This is a genomic window from Micromonospora sp. FIMYZ51 (assembly GCF_038246755.1).
Taxonomy (GTDB): domain Bacteria; phylum Actinomycetota; class Actinomycetes; order Mycobacteriales; family Micromonosporaceae; genus Micromonospora.
The window spans coordinates 2,686,911-2,703,528 of the sequence record NZ_CP134706.1 but is presented as its reverse complement, the minus strand read 5'-3'; the positions used below and the strand labels follow the sequence as shown (position 1 = coordinate 2,703,528).

Sequence of the window (16,618 nt, the reverse complement as noted above, 5' to 3'; positions counted from 1 at the left end):
CCACCTCAGCCGGGTAGCTGCTGCCGACGGCCGACCAGACAGCAGAGGACCAGCGCCGTCCCCGCGATGGCCGTTACATTCGTTGACTCCGACCGATTCAAAGGTGCAGGAATCCGGCCATGATCGATGCTTCCCAGCGCTCCGGACGCCTTGCACCACGACTGAAAGTCGCGGTAGCCTGTGGCGTCTTCGGGGGCGAGAACCTCCGTGCATGCACGCGGCCTGCCAAATCAGTCACACGGGGGTTGGCTATGTCATCGCAGTTCATGTCGCGACATCTTTCCGAAACCGCATCCGCTTCGCCCTGCTGAAAACGCCGGACCAGGCAAGGCCGATCCGGCGCCTGCGGGTGTATGCGATGCGCTTGAGACAACGCCACTGATCCACGCCGGCATGGCGTCGATCGGCCATGCCAGCAGGCAATTCCACGGCTGCGGCGCACCATTGTGTCCACCATGGACATTCGGTGAATAGCTGTTTCACCATCGCGCCGTGGTGACAATCTCCGAGAGGACAAGAGGGACGCGCGTGGGCAACTCCGAAGAATTCGACGTCGTGGTGGTCGGCGGCGGTCCCGCCGGCTCGACGCTGGCCGCGCTAGTGGCCAAGCAGGGCCACTCGGTGCTCGTCCTGGAGAAGGAGTTCTTCCCGAGGTACCAGATCGGGGAGTCCCTGCTGCCATCGACGATCCACGGCATCTGCCGGCTGTCCGGTGCCGCCGACGAGCTGGCCAAGGCCGGTTTTCCGGTCAAGCGCGGTGGCACGTTCCGCTGGGGGGCCAGCCCGCAGCCGTGGACGTTCTCGTTCTCCGTCTCGCCGAAGATGGCGGGCCCGACCTCCACGGCCTACCAGGTCGAGCGCTCCAAGTTCGACAAGATTCTGCTCGACAACGCCCGCCGCCAGGGCGCGCAGGTGCGCGAAGGCTGCTCGGTCGTCGACCTGATCGAGGACGGCGACCGGGTCACCGGTGTGCGGTACACCGACGACCAGGGCCGCGAGCACCAGGTGGCGGCGACCTTCGTCGTCGACGCGTCCGGCAACAAGAGCCGGCTGCACCAGCGCGTCGGCGGCAAGCGCGAGTATTCGGACTTCTTCCGCAGCCTCGCCCTGTTCGGCTACTTCGAGAACGGTAAGCGCCTGCCGGAGCCGAACCGCTTCAACATCCTGTGCGTCGCCTTCGACAGCGGCTGGTTCTGGTACATCCCGCTCAGTGACACGCTTACCAGCGTCGGCGCGGTCGTGCGCCGCGAGTTGGCCGAGAAGGTGCAGGGCCACCCGGAGCAGGCGCTGCGGGCGCTTATCGACGAGTGCCCCATGATCTCCGACTACCTGTCCCCCGCCACCCGCGTCACCGAGGGCCAGTACGGGCAGATTCGCGTCCGCAAGGACTACTCCTACCACCAGACCACGTTCTGGCGGCCCGGCCTGGTGCTCGTCGGCGACGCCGCCTGCTTCGTCGACCCGGTGTTCTCCTCGGGCGTGCACCTGGCCACATACAGCAGCCTGCTGGCCGCGCGGTCGATCAACAGCACGCTGGCCGGGCTGGTCGACGAGAAGGCGGCGATGCAGGAGTTCGAGACGCGCTACCGCAAGGAGTACAGCGTCTTCTACGAGTTCCTGGTGTCCTTCTACCAGATGCACCGCAGCGAGGATTCCTACTTCTGGGAGGCGAAGAAGGTGACCCGGGCCAGCCGCTCCGAGCTGGAGTCCTTCGTCGACCTGGTCGGCGGCGTCTCCTCCGGGGAGCACGCGCTCACGGACGCCGACGCGGTGGCCGAGCGGCTGCACCGCAACACCGAGGACTTCACCGCCGCCGTCAGCCAGATCGACGAGAGCAGCGCCGAGGGCTGGGGGCCGCTGCTGCAATCGTCGGTCGTACGCGACGCCATGGTCGAGGGTTCCAAGGTTCAGATGCAGGCCATCCTCGGTGAGGACGCCGAGGAGGAGACGCCGATGTTCCCTGGCGGCCTGATCCCGTCCCCGGACGGACTGTCCTGGGTGTACGCGGCCAGCAAGTGACCGATCGAGCCTGCGCCGCGGTCGAGCCGGTCAGCCCGCTCGTCCCCGGCGCGGGCCTGGTCGGGGACCGCGCCCCAGCACCTCGGCGAACAGCAGCGGAAGAGAACGGGAGCGACACGTGCGGATCGACGGAAGCGTCGCGCTGGTCACCGGCGGCACGTCCGGCCTCGGCCTGGCGGCGGCGCGCAGGCTGCACGAGCGGGGCGCGTCCGTGGTCGTGCTCGCCCGTTCGGCGCAGGGCAAGGAGGTCGCCACAGCCCTGGGCGAGCGCGCCGCGTTCGCCCAGGGCGACGTGACAAGCGAGGACGACGTCGCCGCCGCGATCGAGTTGGCCGCAAGCCTGGGCACGCTGCGGGTCGTGGTGAACTGCGCGGGCACCGGCAACGCCGTCAAGACCGTCGGCCGGGACGGTCCCTTCCCGCTGGCCGCCTTCACCCAGATCGTGCAGGTCAACCTGATCGGCACGTTCAACGTCATCCGCCTGGCCGCAGCGCGCATCGCGCAGGCCGACGCGGACGGGGAGGAACGCGGGGTCATCGTCAACGCCGCCTCGGTCGCGGCGTTCGACGGCCAGATCGGCCAGGCCGCGTACGCGGCGTCCAAGGCCGGCGTCATCGGCATGACCCTGCCGATCGCCCGCGACCTCGCGGCCCTGCGCATCCGCGTCGTCACCGTCGCGCCGGGGCTGTTCCACACCCCGATGTTCGATCCGCTGCCCCGGTCGGCGATCGAGGCGCTCGGCCGGCAGGTACCGCATCCCGCCCGGCTCGGCGACCCCGCGGAGTTCGCCGCGCTTGTCGCGCACATCGTCGAGAACCCGATGCTCAACGGCGAGACGATCCGCCTCGACGGCGCGCTGCGGATGGCTCCGCGCTAGCTGCGGCGGCCAGGTCCAGCGTCACCATCGTCCCGGGCGACCTGCCCGACCAGGTAGCAGTCGCGCGATCACTGCGCCGGCGCGAAGATCCGCCGCATCGGCTGGGGTGTTCCGCCCCGCCGGCGCCACTCCCGGGGATAGCCCAGCGACACCTCTTCGAAGCGCACGCCGTCGTAGTGAGTGGTGCGCGGGATGTGCAGGTGTCCGTAGACGGCCACGGCGGCGCGGAAGCGCACGTGCCAGTCGGCGGTGGCGACCGTGCCGCACCACTGCGCGAACTCCGGATACCACATCACCTCGGTGGGCGCGCGGACCAGCGGCCAGTGGCTGACCAGCACCGTGGGCAGTGTGGGGTCGACAGCGGCGAGGCGGCGCTCGGTCTGCGCCAACCGGGCCCGGCACCAGGACTCCCGGTCCGGGTACGGGTCGGGGTGCAGCAGCAGTTCGTCGGTGCACACCACCCCGACCTCGTACGCCCGCCGCAGCGACTCCTCCTTGGTCAACCCGGGCAGGAGGAACGTGTAGTCGTAGAGCTGGAACAGCGGCGCCACCGTCACCGGCCCGCCCGTGCCGCGCCACACCGGGTACGCGTCCTCCGGGGTGAGCACGCCGTTGTCGCGACACATGCGCACCAGCGCCTCGTAGCGCGCCACACCGCGCAGTTGGATCGGGTCGGAGGCGTGCGTCCACAGCTCGTGGTTGCCCGGGGCCCAGATCACGGTGTGGAACCGGCCGCGCAACTGCCGCAGGGTCGCCTCGATGTCAGCGAAGATCTCGCCGACATCACCGGCCACGATGAGCCAGTCCTGGTCCGACTCGGGTTGCAGACCTTCGACGATCTGCCTGTTCTCGGCGTACGACACGTGCAGGTCGCTGACTGCGAACAGGGAGGCCGTCACTGCATCGATCTTGCCACATGTGCGCCGTGCGGCGCACCCGACGGCACCTCAGGTAGGGCGCGGCGCGGTGTCGCCGCTGCGAAGGCGGTCCAACTCGGCGAGGTACATCGCCTGCATGTGGGCAAAATGCCGGACCAGCAGCATGACCTCCTCGACGCGGTAACCCTCGATGAGCCGCTTGGTCTGCTCGGCGAACCGCTCGTACGGTCGGGCCAGCTCGGCGAGCCGCTCCGGCCGCAGGGTGACGATCACCCGCCGCCGGTCCGCCGGATCGCGCTCGGCCGTCACGTAGCCAGCCTGTTGGAGCCGGCGGAGCATACTGGTCACCGCCCCGGTGGTGAGGTTGGTCCGCTCGGCGACCTGCCCCGCCGTGGCGGATCCGACGTCTGCCAGGTAGTCCAGGCACTCCAGATCGCTCACGGTGAGGCCCAGCCGCTCCGCGATGGCGTACCGGAACATCATGGACAACCGCGACGTCTCCCGCCCGGCGCGCATCAGGTCGGCGATCGCGGACGCACGGACCGACTCCTGGGACATGACCGCAATCATGCCTCCGGAACGGTGACCCGGTGCAGCCGAGGTAGCACACGGGTCAGCACCCAGTGCGGCGCAGCGGCGCTGCCGGTGAGGCGGCGCATCAGTCCGGCGGCGGTGTCGACGGCGCGGAAGGCGTAGGGCACCATCTCGTCCTGGTAGCTGGCGATCGCCTCCTCCACCGGTGTGCCGCTCGCCCGGGCCTCGACCAGTTTCTGGCCGAGCAGGGCGGCGTCGCGGAGCGCGGTGTTGCCGCCGTGCGCGCCGAACGGCGGCATCACGTGCACGGCGTCGCCCATCATCGTCGCCCGGGGCACCGCCCAGCGGTGCGGACGCTGACCGCTGGCGAAGAGGTTGAGCACCGTGGTGTCCAGCTCGGCCGTGTCGACCAGCCGCCGGATGAGCGGGTGGAAGTCGGCACTCAGCCGGGCGGCCAGTTGCCACAGCGCCCGCAGCTCCCCACGGACGGCGATGGGCACCTCCTCCTGCCGGAGCAGCAGTCCCCACATGACGTAGTCGTCGCCGGTGGGCGCATAGCTGCCCGGGGCCAGACGCGCGAACGCCTCCCGCGGGCGCTCGCCGAACCGCATGGAGGTGAAGAAGAAGGCGCGGCCCGGCCGGTCGGCGATGGCCAGGACCCCGCTGGTACGCAGCACGTCCGGGATGATGCTCTCGCCGTTGCGCCACAGGGGCGTTCGGCCGTAGATGCCCGCCATCGGGGTGTTCGCCGGGTCCGCGTCCGGCATGAGCTGCGTGCGCAGCGCCGAGCCGACGCCGTCCGCGGCCACCACGACGCCTGCCGTGGCGGCCCCGCCGTCGGAGAACCGCAGCCGCAGCCCGGCCGGGCCGTCGCTGTCCACCGCGACGGCGGCCTTGCCGTAGTGGATGCGCCCGGTCAGCCCGGTTTGCAGGATCGACCGCAGGGTCAGCCGGTCGACCTGGCGGGTCGCGTGCGGCTCGTTCTTGAAGGTGATGGTGAATGCGTCCCGCAGCCGGTTGTCGGTGAAACGCAGGCGCCCGCCCGGTTCGTCGCCGGTGGCCAGCGCCAGGCGGTACAGCGGACGGGGCAGGCTCTCGCGCAGCGCCGTCAGCCCGTACCGGTCGAGGATGATCCGGTAGCCCTGCCGCCGGACGAAGGGGCCCGGGTCCCGCTCGTAGACGTGCACGTCGATGCCGGCGCGCGTCAGGTACTGGGCGAGGCAGAGGCCGGAGAGGCCGGCGCCGGCGATTGCCACCGAGAAGTCAGTCGATGAGCCCATGCGATTATCTTAACGACTAAGATGATTTGGGCAAGGCCGCCCGCCTGCCCTCTCGGTCCGCCACGCCGCCCGCATTCCTCCGGTCCGCCACGCCGCCCGCCTGCCCGCTCGGTCCGCCACGCCGCCCGACTCGCCGGTTCGGACCGGTTCGGACCGGTTCGCCGACTCAGGCGTGGAACCGCGCGCGGCGGGGCACTGGTAGCCCATGCAGGCCGACGACAAGTCACCAGCCGGCGGCAGCGCCACCGCCGGGCCGCAGGGCAATGGTCACGGTGTGGTGATTCTGGTTACCGCCGCCGCAGCGTTGGGCGGGTTCCTCTTCGGCTTCGACACCGCTGTGATCAACGGTGCGGTCGACGCCATCCAGGCCGAGTTCCACATGTCATCGGGGCTACTGGGATTCGTCGTCTCCGCCGCCCTGCTGGGATGTGCCGTCGGCGCGTGGTTCGCCGGCCCCATCGCCAACCGCACCGGCCGGCTGCGGGTCATGCTGATCGCGGCGGTTCTCTTCGCGGCCAGCGCCATCGGATCCGCCCTCGCGGTCGGGCCGATCGACCTGACCATCTGGCGGATCCTGGGGGGTCTGGCCGTCGGGGCCGCCAGTGTGATCGCCCCGGCGTACATCGCGGAGATCTCACCAGCACACCTGCGCGGACGGCTCGGCTCGCTGCAACAGCTCGCCATCGTCACCGGCATCTTCGTGGCGTTGCTGGTGAACTACGTGCTGGCAGCCGCCGCCGGTGGGGCCAGCGAGTCGGTGCCGTGGGGCGGAACGGCGTGGCGGTGGATGTTCGCCGTAGAGCTGCTGCCGGCGCTGCTGTACGGGGTGCTCGCCCTCCGGATCCCGGAATCACCGCGTTACCTGGTGCAGAAACAGCGGGTGACCGAAGCACGCGAGGTGCTGCGCCGGTTCGTCGGCGGTGATGTGGACCAGCGGATCCGCGAGATCACCCGGTCGTTGGGCGAGGGGACGCAGGCGATCCGGCTCGCTGACCTACGCGGTCCCCGCCTCGGGTTGTTGCCGATCGTCTGGGTCGGGCTGCTGCTCTCGGTCTTCCAGCAGTTCGTCGGCATCAACGTGATCTTCTACTACTCCACCACGTTGTGGCGCTCGGTCGGTTTCACGGAGGAGAACGCGCTGCTGATCACCGTGATCACCAGCGTGACCAACATCCTCACCACGATCGTGGCGATCGCGCTTGTGGATCGGATCGGACGCAAGCCCCTGCTGGTGGCCGGCGCCACCGGAATGCTTGTCACCCTGGTGACACTGGCCTGGTGCTTCAGCACCGCCACCGGCTCGGGTGACGACGTGACGCTCGGACCGGTGATCGGCAAGGTGGCGCTGGTCGCGGCCAACCTGTACGTGGTGTCGTTCGGGGTGAGCTGGGGGCCGGTGGTCTGGGTCCTGCTGGGCGAGATGTTCAACAACCGGATCCGGGCCACCGCCCTGGCGGTGGCCGCCGCCGCCCAGTGGGTCGCGAACTGGCTTGTCTCCACCAGCTTCCCGGTGCTCGCCGATGTCGGCCTGGCCTTCGCGTACGGGTTGTACGCCGGCTGCGCCGCCCTGGCCCTGGTCTTCGTGCTCCGAATGGTCCGGGAGACCAAGGGTCGGGAACTCGAGGACATGTGACCACTTGCCGGATACTGCCCTGACCGGGGCCGATCACGGGAAGTCGTCGGGCGTGATGTCGGGCAGCGTGGCCAGTAGCTGCCCGGCCAGCCGCCGGACGATGCCGTCGTCCTCCTGGCGGACGAGCCCGATGAGCAGCTCTCGAGTCCGGGTGTCTCGGTAGTGGTGTCGGGTCAGCGCGAGCAACGCGGTCCGGCGGATCTCCCAGTCGTCATCGTCGACCAGCCGCAGCAGCAGCTCCGGCACCCCGGCCCGGCCGGCCAGGGTCGCGCCGAGTTGTTCCACCGCTCGGCGCCGGACCTCCAGGGCCGGGTCGTCGCGGACCAGCCCGACGAGCAGCACCTGGACTTCGGGGTCGGCACCGAAGTACTCGCCGAGCGCGGCGGCGATGCGGGCGCGGATCGCCGGGTCCTGGTCGGCCAGGCGGCGCATCAGGCGCAGCGTCACCGCCATGGAGGCGCTCCCCCGCTCGGTCAGGCAGCAGACCGCGGCGTCGAACACGGTCGGGTCGGTGTCCGACTCGACGCATTCCAGCAGCACGTCGGTCACCACGTCGGGGCTGCCGTACCGGCAGAGCGTCCGCACGGCCGCCAGCCGGATGCCGACGTAACTGTCCCGGCGGGCCCGCCGGCACAGGGTCTCCACGAGGCCCTCGACCTCGCCGTGCCGGGCGAGCGTGTCGGCGGCCGCGCGCAGCACGTTCGGGTCGGGATCCCGGCTGACCTGTTCGGCCAGGCACTCCCGCACGGCGGGGTCGGGCGGGTCGGCGAGCCGGGCCAGGCTGCGGGTGACCCGCAGCCGGACGAGCGCATCCCGCTCTTCGAAGGCTCGGCTGATGAGCAGGTCACGGGTGGCGTGGCCGGACAGTTGTCGGCCGGTGAGCAGGTCGACGGCGGTGAGCCGGACGCTCGCGGTCGGGTCGCGTCGGGCACTGTCCAGCAGCAGTTCTCCGGTGCGGGGGTCCGAGTGGGCCTCGGCCAGCGCGCGTACCGCGGCGAGACGCACCGTGGCGTCCTCGTCGACGCGAGCCGCCTGCGCCACCACGGTCCAGCAGGTGTCGTCGGTGCTGTCCCGGTCGAGCAACGCGGTCACGGCGGCAGCCCGTACGGCGGCATCCTCGTCCTGTTCGAGCTGGTCGATCAGCCGGGCCCGGCAGCGTCCGTCCGGATCCGGTACGAGCGCCAGCCGCTGCACGGCGGTGGCGCGTAGCCGGGCGGAGCCGTCCGAGCTGGCCAACTTCAGCAACAGCTCGGTCTCCTGCGGGCCAGCCGGTCCCGGCAGCAGTCTGGTCACCAGGCAGCGCCGCACCTCGTCCGGGGAGTCGCCGGTCATTCGCTGCAACGCCCGGCTGCGGGCGGTCTCGGCGTGCTCGGGCAGCGTCAGCAGGGCGGCCAGCGCGTCCTGCACGACCGCCGGATCGGGGTCGGTGGCAAGTAGTCGCTGGAGGGTGCCGGGCGCGTCCGGCAGGTCGGTGCAGCGCGCGGTGAGCACGGCGACGGCGGCTCGGCGTACGGTGGTGGCGGTGTCCTCGGTGGCGCCGAGCAGGGCGTGGCGGATGTCGTCGGTGAGTTCGCCGCGACCGCCGAGCGACTGTACGGCAAGCGCGCGGACCGCGGGGTCGGGCGAGTCGGCGAGGTCGCGTAACTCGTCGGTGAGGTCGGGATCGGCGCCGAAGTGGGTGATCAGAGCCCGCACGGCGGCCTGCCGGACGGCGGTGGAGACCTCGGCTCGGGCCTGGGCGATCAGGATGTCCCGGTAGCGGCGACGGTCGCCGTCGGTGGCGTCCAGCCGGCCGGCGGCTTCGGCGAGCCCGGCGACCAGGGTGAGGTGGGCTTGCCGCTCGCGGCCCTGCTGGAGTTCCCGGACCAGCAGGTCCTCCAGGTGTTCCTCGACGGTGGACAGCGCTGCGGCGATCCGGGTGGCGAAGGCGGAGCCGGAGCGCCAGCTGGTCCGCACGCCGCGACGGCGGTACCAGTTCAGGAAGGTCTGCCGGCTGGGCCAGTTCGGCCCGAGTGCCCGGACCGAGGAGAGCAGTTCCTGTTCGGTGAGCTCCGCCAGGTTGGGGTCGTCGGCGGAGATGCCGTGTTCGACAAGCAGCACGACCTGGCGCAGCACGGCGTTGCCCGCGGCGGTCAGTTCGGCGGGCTGTGGGGTTTCGGCCACGCACTGCGCGGCCAGCACGAGGTTCCAGGGCGGGGCGGTCAGGTTCAGCGGCGGCCAGGGTTGGGTGGTCTCGGTGGCGAGCAGGGTGATCAGGTCGTTGGCGATCCGGGCGGGTAGCGCTCCGGCGACCAGCCGGAGCACCTCTCGCCAGGACGGATCGGCCCAGTGTTCGCGGAAGAGGGCGCGGAGCCGGTCGAGGTCCCAGGCACTGGGGTTGTTCTCGATCCTGTCCACGATCTCCTCGGCGCAGAAGAATTCCAGGAACGCGCGGTGCACGAACCCGAACAGTCGAAGTCCGTACCGTTCCAGGATGAAGCTTCGCTGGCGCAGTTTGTCGATCATCGAGTAGGCCATGGCGAGTGCCCGCTCGTTCTCGAAACCGTAGAACGCGACGAGGTGGTCACGGAAGATACGGGCCAGTTCGTCGGAGTCGATGTAGTTGCCGGCCGGTCCCGATTCCCGGAACTGCATGCGGAATGCCAGGTGGCGCAGGAGGCCACGCTTCGCCTGGAGGTCCAGCGAGGGCACGTCGCCGTGACTTTCCCGCAGTTGTTTGGTCACGTCCCACTCGGAGATGAGAACGTCGGTGACATGCGCGTACAGGCGGCGTCGATTGCGCGGCAGGGGGTGGCTGCGGCCGACGATCGTCATGAGCATCAGCAGCAGGGGGTTGCCGGCGATCTCGTGCATGGCTCGGGAGTTGCGCAGCGTGTCGAGGAGCTGTCGTCGTTGCCGTCGTGCCTCGACCGCCGGGGTGGGCATCACGTAGCGGTACCAGTTGTCGAGGAACTGGGTGATCTGTTCGTCATCCAGGTCTTCGAGGGTGAAGTGGTCGAACCCGGCGTTGGCGAAGGTCTGTCGCTGGTAGCCGGCCGCCCGTGAGGTGACCACCGACAACACTCCCGGATACTCGTTGGCGAAGGTGGCGATCTGCGCGGCCACCTCTTCGCGCTGGACCGGGTCGAACACCTCGTCCAGGCCGTCGAAGAGAAAGAGGGCCTGGCCGCCCTGGCGTAGGTACGACTCCAGCACCTCCTGGTCGATTCCGGTAAGTCCCTGTTGGTGGCGGTGGCCGAGGTAGTCGAGTAGGCCGTCGCAGCGCCCGTCGCCACGGTGCGCGGCGTAGGAGCGCAGTTCGATGAGTACGGGCAGGTGCTGGTTCAGCGCCGCGAGTCGCGGTTCGTCGCAGGCGCCGGAGAGGGCCAGTGCCAGGTACCGGGCAGCCGCCGACTTGCCGGAGCCGGGGTCGCCGAGCAGGACGATCGTCCGGCGGCCCGGGTCACAGACCACGTCGAACAAGGAAAGCTCATCCTTGGCCGCGTACTCCTCCCAGAGTCGTTCGAGCTCTTCCGGGTTCACCACACCGGGTAGTCCGCCGGTGTCGCCGTCCGGGGTGGTGCCGGCCCACCGCCACCAGGCGAGCGGCATCTCCGGGCGGGCCTCCTCGTGTACCCGGGGCTCGACGAACACTTTCGGCAGCCCGACGGTGAGGTAGCCGATGGTGGGGCGTGGTGAGACCGCGTCGACCGGGACGGTGTGGTATCTGAGCGCCAGTTGTTTGTAGTAGTTGCTGCGTACGGCTTCGGGTAGGTGGGTGTCCGGGTCGGCGGGTCCGCGTGCGGGGGAACGTCCGCTGCGTACGTCGGCAAGCGCTGCGGTGACCTTGGCGGTGAGGTCGTCGACGCTTGTGAAGAAGGCACACAGGTGTCGTTCCTTGAGTTCCCGGCGCAGGTCGACGATCCGTTCCCCGTCGGTGCCCCGGTCGACCTGGTCGACCGGCCAGGGGGTCTCCTCGGCGAGGAGGAAGACCAGGCAGGGTTTCCCGGCCGCGAGTGCCTCGCGGTACTCCAGTTCGGTGATGGAGGATTCCTGACCGGGCGGGCGGAAGCCGTAGCGCCAGGCGAACAGCCCGATATAAAGGTCGCAGCGGCGGACGTCGGCCAGGCAGCGGTCGAGCGGTGGTCGGACGTCGGCACCGTACGCTTCCATGGCGACGTCCTCGATCTCCAGACGACGTGCCACTGCGTGTACGGCAGCGCGGTATTCCAGCAGGTCCTTTTGGGTGGCCGAAATGTAGACCTTCATAAACGGTAACTCCAGGGGTAGCTGGCGACCGCACTATCGAAAATATCAGCCGTCGTCACGCTCGTGCGGCCGGTGACGCTGCGCCGCCATGGGATTCCCGTCGATGTCGGGCCTATGATGCCCCCAGGGTAGATGCCGACCCGAGGGTCGATTCCCGTTGTCGCGGGGTCCCGTTGCCTCACCAGGGTCGGTGTCGGCGCGGGTCACGGCGAGGAAAGTCAGCGGGGGTCGCATTCCGCAGGATGATTGCGGGCGGACGGCGATGCGGAGGAAGCCATGATCACGGTCGGTGAGGTGCACACCAACCTGCTCCAGCACAGCACGGCGCTGGCCCAGGAGCAGAGTTCGGAAGTGCTGAGCCTGGTCGAAGGCGAGGCCGTGCTGACCTCCCGCCGTCCGTCGCTCTATGCGGTCTCCCCCGACGTGCGCACCGGTGTGGACTGCTGGCTGCCCAGCGCCAAGCGGCGGAAGCTACGGGGGGTGGGCGCGGTGGTCACCCGGGCCATCATCACCGGGGGCCGGATCGTGCAGGCGTCGTCGGTCATCCAGGTCGTCGCCGGCGAGCGTCGCCAGCCCTGGTCGCACTATCTGGCCAACCCGGGCGTCCTGGAGACGGTCGGCAAGCTGAACAGCGCCGACCTGACCGCGGGTTTCCTGCACGGCAACGACGCGGACGTGCTGAACCTGGAGGCGATCACCGGACGGGTGCTCGACGGAGTGCAGATGTCCGACCTGCTGGATCGGCGTCCGCCGCTGCGTGCGGCGCGTACCCGGCTGCGCTGGACCGCGCAGGTGGGCCAACACCCGGGCCGGGAGGTCTCGGCCGTCGTCACCGTGGACTCCCCGACCCTGCGTACGGTCGAACTGGTGCTCGCCCCGCAGGACGTGCCGACGGCCGTGGCCGGGCTCTGCGAGGATCTCGCGTTGCACGACTGGCTGCTGACCATGCTCTCCTCCCTGATGGAGGCCGTCGTCACCCGGTCGGGCACCGGGCAGGAACACGTCGAGCGGTTGCGTCCCGTGCTGGAGCACCTGCTGCATCTGTGGTTGCCGGGCGCGCGGGTCAACCCGCGACTGCGGCCGATCTGGGACCGGCTGGAGCAGGTGCCCGGATTCAGCCGGCAGTGGAACTCGTCGGTGAACTGGATCCGGGATCAGATCAGCGTGGGCAACCTGGCGCTGCTGCGTGACCTGGCGGGCCGGATGTCGGTCGACCAGCCGTGCGGGCGCTGACCACCTTCACCCGCCGATGAACACGTAACTCAGCCGGTCGACGAGTTCGCTGGGCAGGTGCAGACCCTCGCCATCGGCGCGCTGGGCGACCTGTTGCGCGACCGCCGGTGGTACCGCCACCTGACCGAGGATGGTCCGTACCGCCAACTCGACCGGCAGGTACTGGGTGTCCATCAGGGTCAGTGTGCGGTACGCGCAGAACGGCGCGGCGCTCGGGTTGAGCTGGACGACCGCCGGTAACTCGTCCCAGTCGGCGGGTAGCTCCCCGGTGAGCCGGCTCGGTTGCATCAGGGTCTGCCCGCGGTGTCGCAGCACGCCCAGCCGGGTCATCTGCCAGACCGATGCGAGCAGCGCACACGCCCACACCCGGTTCTTCGGTTCGTCGGACCACAGCTCTATGTCGACGAAGATGGAGTGCCGGGGATCGCCGGACTGCACCGGCGGGGACCACGGACGTGGCAGGGTCATCGCCGGCGCGTCCACGTACCCGGGCGAGCGCATGCCGTTGGACAGCCATCCGGATTCGCTGAGCGGGGGCCGGCTTCCGGTGGTGTGCCGAGGTGGTTCGACCACGAGGGTGTCGACCACCATCTGGGCGAGTTCGACGCCGCCGTGGCGGGCGAAGCTGGATTCCCGGGCCACGTAGTCCAACACCAGGCCGAGTTCCGCCGCAGCGCTCTGCACCTGCGGGATCACCTCGCGCGGTGAGCCGAACCGGTGGAAGTAGTCGTCCACCATGAAGCAGGTGCTGATCCGGGGCTGGCGGGCTGCCGGCAGTCCCTGGCGGGCCAGGGCCGGGATCGCCGGTGACCAGTCGGCGATGCGCGCGAACCGGCGCCGTAGCTCCTGGCAGCCGGTGCCGAAGTCCTCCGCGTAGAAGTGCCCCAACTCGACCGACAGATGTGAATACGCCACGCTCTCGGTCCGACGCACCGCAGCTGCCTCCTGGAACCTGACATCCACGTCGATCACACGGTTTCCCATGCGGTCTCGTCGAAGAGCTTTTCGGTCAGATCCACGATGGCGTCCACCGTCTTCACATTCGCGATTTTGGCTTGTACGTCGTGGTCCGAGATGAGCTGTTCCCGCCACTGCAACAGCGGGTCCAGCGGCACCGCGCCGAGCAGCGTGGTGCGCCCGACGCCGCGGCGGCGGGCCAGTTCCGACAGTTCGGTGTCGCACTTGCGCAGGAATGCCTGCTGCGCGAGGTCGAGGTGGCCGACCTCGGGGCCACGGGAGTCGATCACCGCCGTGCGGATGAAACGCAGCGACTCCCGCAGCCGCTCCGGCTCGTGGCCGTATTCCTTGCCCATGGCGAGGATGCCGCCCGCCTCGAAGGCGAGATCTGCCGCTGCGGTGACGTGCTGGGGGGTCCAGCGGTGGAAGACCAACCAGCGCGCGGTCACTTTGCGCAGCGTGGGGGTCGCGGTGGCGGCCAGCACGATCTGACTGGCGTACGAGCGGCCCGCGCTGAGGTCCACGAGGGTCAGGTCGAACTCCTCTTCCAGCCGTAGGAAGAGTTCGGCGCAGCGTTTGGCGATGTCGTTGGTGAAGCCGAACTCGCTACCGTTGCGCTGGCCGGGTAGGAGCACCAGCGGGCCCGAGCCGATGGGTCGCTGGCGCAGGCTGGCCCGTTCCGAGCTACCCCAGACATCCAGCTGTTCGGGGAAGGGGATCTCGCCGCGCAGGTAGCGGTGCAAGCCGCCGCCGTTGGGCCCGGCGCCCTCCACCCCGTTGACGGCGTCCGGGATCTGGAACGTGATGCCAGCGGTCGGCGAGCCGAAGTCGTAGTCCAGGTAGCAGGTGGGGCGGCCGGACAGGGCGCTGCGGTAGGCGATGTTCGCGGCGGTCACCGAGCGTCCGGTGCCACCCTTGTGCGACGTGACGAAGACCAGCATCAGATCCCCTCGCTGGCTTTCTGCTGCCCGGTGGTGATGTCGTTGAGCAGCAGCAGCAGCGTGTTCGCCAGGGCGGCTGCCGTACCCGGACGTTCGTCCACAAGCAGTTGCGCCCGGCGCAGGCTGGCCCGGATGCTGCGCATGCTGCGTTGCATCGCCTCGCCGGCGAACGTGCCGCGCATCAGCTCGCGGTCGAACAGGTATTCCGCCTCGTCGATCAGGTCCTGCGCGTAGGCGACGAGCCGGCCGGCGCGCGGGAAGGGCCGGTCCCAGAGCAGTTGACCGGCGTTTACCAGCGCGTGCACCACCCGCTCGGTGAGGTACCAGGACGGCGCGTCTGGTTTGGGGGCCAGCCCGGGGAAGGCACCGCCGACGTGGTCCCACAGCCCTCGGTGCCGGCCGTCGGGAATGCGGCGCAGCAGCAGATGCTCCCACACCTCGTCGGCCAACTCCAGCAGTTCGCTGCGCTGCCGGGCGTTGCTCAGCAGCCCGGCGACGGTGATCGCCCGCTGGAGCAGCACTGTGGAGAACTCGTTCACGACCCACGTCATGATCGCCGTGGACTTGGCGTCGTTGAGGGTGACCCGCTTGCCGGGGGCGTGTACGAGCAGCGCTGACTCGCCGGGCGATGCGCGTCGGGTGACGCGAGCCCGCTGGGCCAGCTCCACAAGCACCGCGGCGATGCGGCTGAGCTCCTCGTCGCCACCGCGTCCGACGGCGAGCAGTCCTTTGACTGCAAGCGACGTTGTCTGGAGGGTGTAGTAGTCGGTGCGGTCGCCGTCGGTCGTGCCCCACGGGATGTCCTCGATGGGCCATCGCCGCCGGTTGCCGAAGGTCGCCACCGTTGCCCAGTAGGTCCGGGTCAGCTCCCAGCGTAGTTGCAGGGCCCGGGACAGTCGCTGTTGTTCCTCGTTGAGCAGACCGAGCAGGCGAGTACGTTCCGAGTTCAGGTCTTCGATCGCGTCCATCGCGATGACCGTGAAGTAGAGGTAGGGGGCGTTCTCGGCCGAGCCTTCGCGTTGCCGGCCGATCGGCTCGCTGGTGGGGACTTCCTCGGCGCCGGCGATGACGCCCCACGACCAGCCGCATTCGAAGAGCATGTCGCTGTTGTCGAGGTCTTCGGTGACTCGGCCCGACCCGATGATCACGCTGCGCAGGCTGGCCATGGTTTCCCGCAACTGCTCGCGCAGCGCCGCGACGAGTTCCCGGCGCGGTAACTCGTCCTGGTTGACCATGTCACACAGCTGGCGGCCGTACTTGTCGGTGGAGGTGAAGACGAAGGTACTGAAGCTGCGCAGCAGGCCCACCATGGCGGCGGTGAGTCGAATGCCGGCCATCGCCTCCAGCTCATCCAGTTGCGCGAGCAATTCTCGCCGCTGGGTGGCATTGCGGTAGACCTTGACGAAACCGATAGTCGCCAGCGTGAGGGTGACGGAGACGGCGAACGAGTCGACGATGTCCAGGGACCGTTGTTCCTCGGTGAGCTCCGGGCCGCCCTCGATCGGGGTGAGGTAGCCGCCGCCGCCGAAGATGGGCGTGCCGTCCTCGGCGGTGTACCGCCGGAAGTAATCGATCATGATGCTGACCAGCCGGCGAGGGATCTCGATCGCACCGCCGATGGCGCCGAGCGCCTCGACCACCTCGTCGTCGGCGCGGTCGGGGTCGTCGAGCGACAGCACGGGGATCTTCGCCGCGGGAAGGAGCAGGATCAGCAGTTGCTCGGCATCACTAATGGAATTGCTACCGCTTCGGCCGCCCCAGTGCCATTCGCCCTTATCCCAACAGCTCCGCACCGTGGCCCGCCAGATGTCGAGGATCTCCTGGCGCGGTTGTATCCGCATGATCCACCGCCGTCTGCATGTAGTCGCCGACTCGGAACCGCTGGTGTTGCCGTGCGCACGATGATCCACGATTACCGGCACCGATGTGCAGTGTCATGGTAACGGGCCGGTCGAGTGCCACCGGAGACGCGCCGCCTCCCGCATGTCGGCGAGCCGCAGGACGTGGTGCAGGGTGCC

11 protein-coding genes are annotated in these 16,618 nt (G+C 69.5%); 4 read left to right on the top strand and 7 right to left on the bottom strand.

Going from position 1 to position 16,618, the window contains the following annotated elements:
- Positions 1 to 528 precede the first annotated feature (528 nt).
- Entirely contained in the window at positions 529 to 2,019 is a 1,491-nt protein-coding gene (locus tag QQG74_RS13105; protein ID WP_341720546.1) for an FAD-dependent oxidoreductase, read from the top strand.
- Between the two features lie 118 nt (positions 2,020 to 2,137).
- Positions 2,138 to 2,896 carry an SDR family NAD(P)-dependent oxidoreductase gene (locus QQG74_RS13100; RefSeq protein WP_341720545.1) on the top strand — a complete coding sequence of 253 codons (759 nt, stop codon included), beginning with the start codon at positions 2,138 to 2,140 and terminating at the stop codon, positions 2,894 to 2,896.
- 68 nt (positions 2,897 to 2,964) lie between these two features.
- On the opposite strand, the gene QQG74_RS13095 is transcribed toward QQG74_RS13100, so the two are convergent.
- Genes QQG74_RS13095 through QQG74_RS13085 form a run of 3 tightly spaced genes read right to left on the bottom strand, consistent with a single transcriptional unit; the run spans position 2,965 to position 5,588 of the window.
- Positions 2,965 to 3,795, bottom strand: coding sequence for a metallophosphoesterase (locus QQG74_RS13095; RefSeq protein ID WP_341720544.1), 831 nt, complete (start codon positions 3,793 to 3,795; stop codon positions 2,965 to 2,967).
- A 48-nt stretch (positions 3,796 to 3,843) separates the two neighbouring features.
- The gene (locus QQG74_RS13090) at positions 3,844 to 4,332 is read right to left on the bottom strand and encodes a MarR family transcriptional regulator (protein ID WP_341720543.1); all 489 of its coding nucleotides are present in this window, start codon (positions 4,330 to 4,332) and stop codon (positions 3,844 to 3,846) included.
- A gap of 8 nt (positions 4,333 to 4,340) precedes the next feature.
- Positions 4,341 to 5,588 carry an NAD(P)/FAD-dependent oxidoreductase gene (locus tag QQG74_RS13085; protein ID WP_341720542.1) on the bottom strand — a complete coding sequence of 416 codons (1,248 nt, stop codon included), beginning with the start codon at positions 5,586 to 5,588 and terminating at the stop codon, positions 4,341 to 4,343.
- Between the two features lie 205 nt (positions 5,589 to 5,793).
- On the opposite strand from QQG74_RS13085, the gene QQG74_RS13080 reads away from it, so the two are divergent.
- On the top strand, positions 5,794 to 7,221 hold the full coding sequence (locus tag QQG74_RS13080) for a sugar porter family MFS transporter (RefSeq protein ID WP_341720541.1): 1,428 nt from the start codon (positions 5,794 to 5,796) through the stop codon (positions 7,219 to 7,221).
- Between the two features lie 33 nt (positions 7,222 to 7,254).
- Here QQG74_RS13080 and QQG74_RS13075 read toward each other — a convergent pair whose 3' ends face one another.
- On the bottom strand, positions 7,255 to 11,469 hold the full coding sequence (locus QQG74_RS13075; RefSeq protein WP_341720540.1) for a HEAT repeat domain-containing protein: 4,215 nt from the start codon (positions 11,467 to 11,469) through the stop codon (positions 7,255 to 7,257).
- 276 nt (positions 11,470 to 11,745) lie between these two features.
- On the opposite strand from QQG74_RS13075, the gene QQG74_RS13070 reads away from it, so the two are divergent.
- Positions 11,746 to 12,702: an SCO2521 family protein gene (locus tag QQG74_RS13070; protein WP_341720539.1), complete on the top strand. Its 957-nt coding sequence runs from the start codon at positions 11,746 to 11,748 to the stop codon at positions 12,700 to 12,702.
- A 6-nt stretch (positions 12,703 to 12,708) separates the two neighbouring features.
- Here the strand turns inward: QQG74_RS13070 and QQG74_RS13065 are convergent, their stop codons facing one another.
- Genes QQG74_RS13065 through QQG74_RS13055 form a run of 3 tightly spaced genes read right to left on the bottom strand, consistent with a single transcriptional unit; the run spans position 12,709 to position 16,441 of the window.
- Positions 12,709 to 13,686 (bottom strand): SCO2522 family protein, encoded by a 978-nt coding sequence (locus QQG74_RS13065; protein ID WP_341720538.1) that lies wholly within the window; start codon positions 13,684 to 13,686, stop codon positions 12,709 to 12,711.
- Positions 13,671 to 14,600, bottom strand: a complete 930-nt coding sequence (locus tag QQG74_RS13060) for an SCO2523 family variant P-loop protein (RefSeq protein ID WP_341720537.1) — start codon at positions 14,598 to 14,600, stop codon at positions 13,671 to 13,673. Before QQG74_RS13060 ends, QQG74_RS13065 begins: the two co-directional genes overlap by 16 nt.
- Positions 14,600 to 16,441 (bottom strand): SCO2524 family protein, encoded by a 1,842-nt coding sequence (locus tag QQG74_RS13055; RefSeq protein ID WP_341720536.1) that lies wholly within the window; start codon positions 16,439 to 16,441, stop codon positions 14,600 to 14,602. The genes QQG74_RS13060 and QQG74_RS13055 overlap by 1 nt, the downstream gene beginning before the upstream one ends.
- Between the last annotated feature and the right edge of the window lie 177 nt (positions 16,442 to 16,618).

What these genes read in the sequence shown, in the direction of transcription:
- QQG74_RS13090 (WP_341720543.1), bottom strand. Translation starts at nt 4,332, where the DNA reads ATGTCCCAGGAGTCGGTCCGTGCGTCCGCGATCGCCGACCTGATGCGC.
- QQG74_RS13085 (WP_341720542.1), bottom strand. Translation starts at nt 5,588, where the DNA reads ATGGGCTCATCGACTGACTTCTCGGTGGCAATCGCCGGCGCCGGCCTC.
- QQG74_RS13080 (WP_341720541.1), top strand. Translation starts at nt 5,794, where the DNA reads ATGCAGGCCGACGACAAGTCACCAGCCGGCGGCAGCGCCACCGCCGGG.
- QQG74_RS13075 (WP_341720540.1), bottom strand. Translation starts at nt 11,469, where the DNA reads ATGAAGGTCTACATTTCGGCCACCCAAAAGGACCTGCTGGAATACCGC.
- QQG74_RS13070 (WP_341720539.1), top strand. Translation starts at nt 11,746, where the DNA reads ATGATCACGGTCGGTGAGGTGCACACCAACCTGCTCCAGCACAGCACG.
- QQG74_RS13065 (WP_341720538.1), bottom strand. Translation starts at nt 13,686, where the DNA reads ATGGGAAACCGTGTGATCGACGTGGATGTCAGGTTCCAGGAGGCAGCT.
- QQG74_RS13060 (WP_341720537.1), bottom strand. Translation starts at nt 14,600, where the DNA reads ATGCTGGTCTTCGTCACGTCGCACAAGGGTGGCACCGGACGCTCGGTG.
- QQG74_RS13055 (WP_341720536.1), bottom strand. Translation starts at nt 16,441, where the DNA reads ATGCGGATACAACCGCGCCAGGAGATCCTCGACATCTGGCGGGCCACG.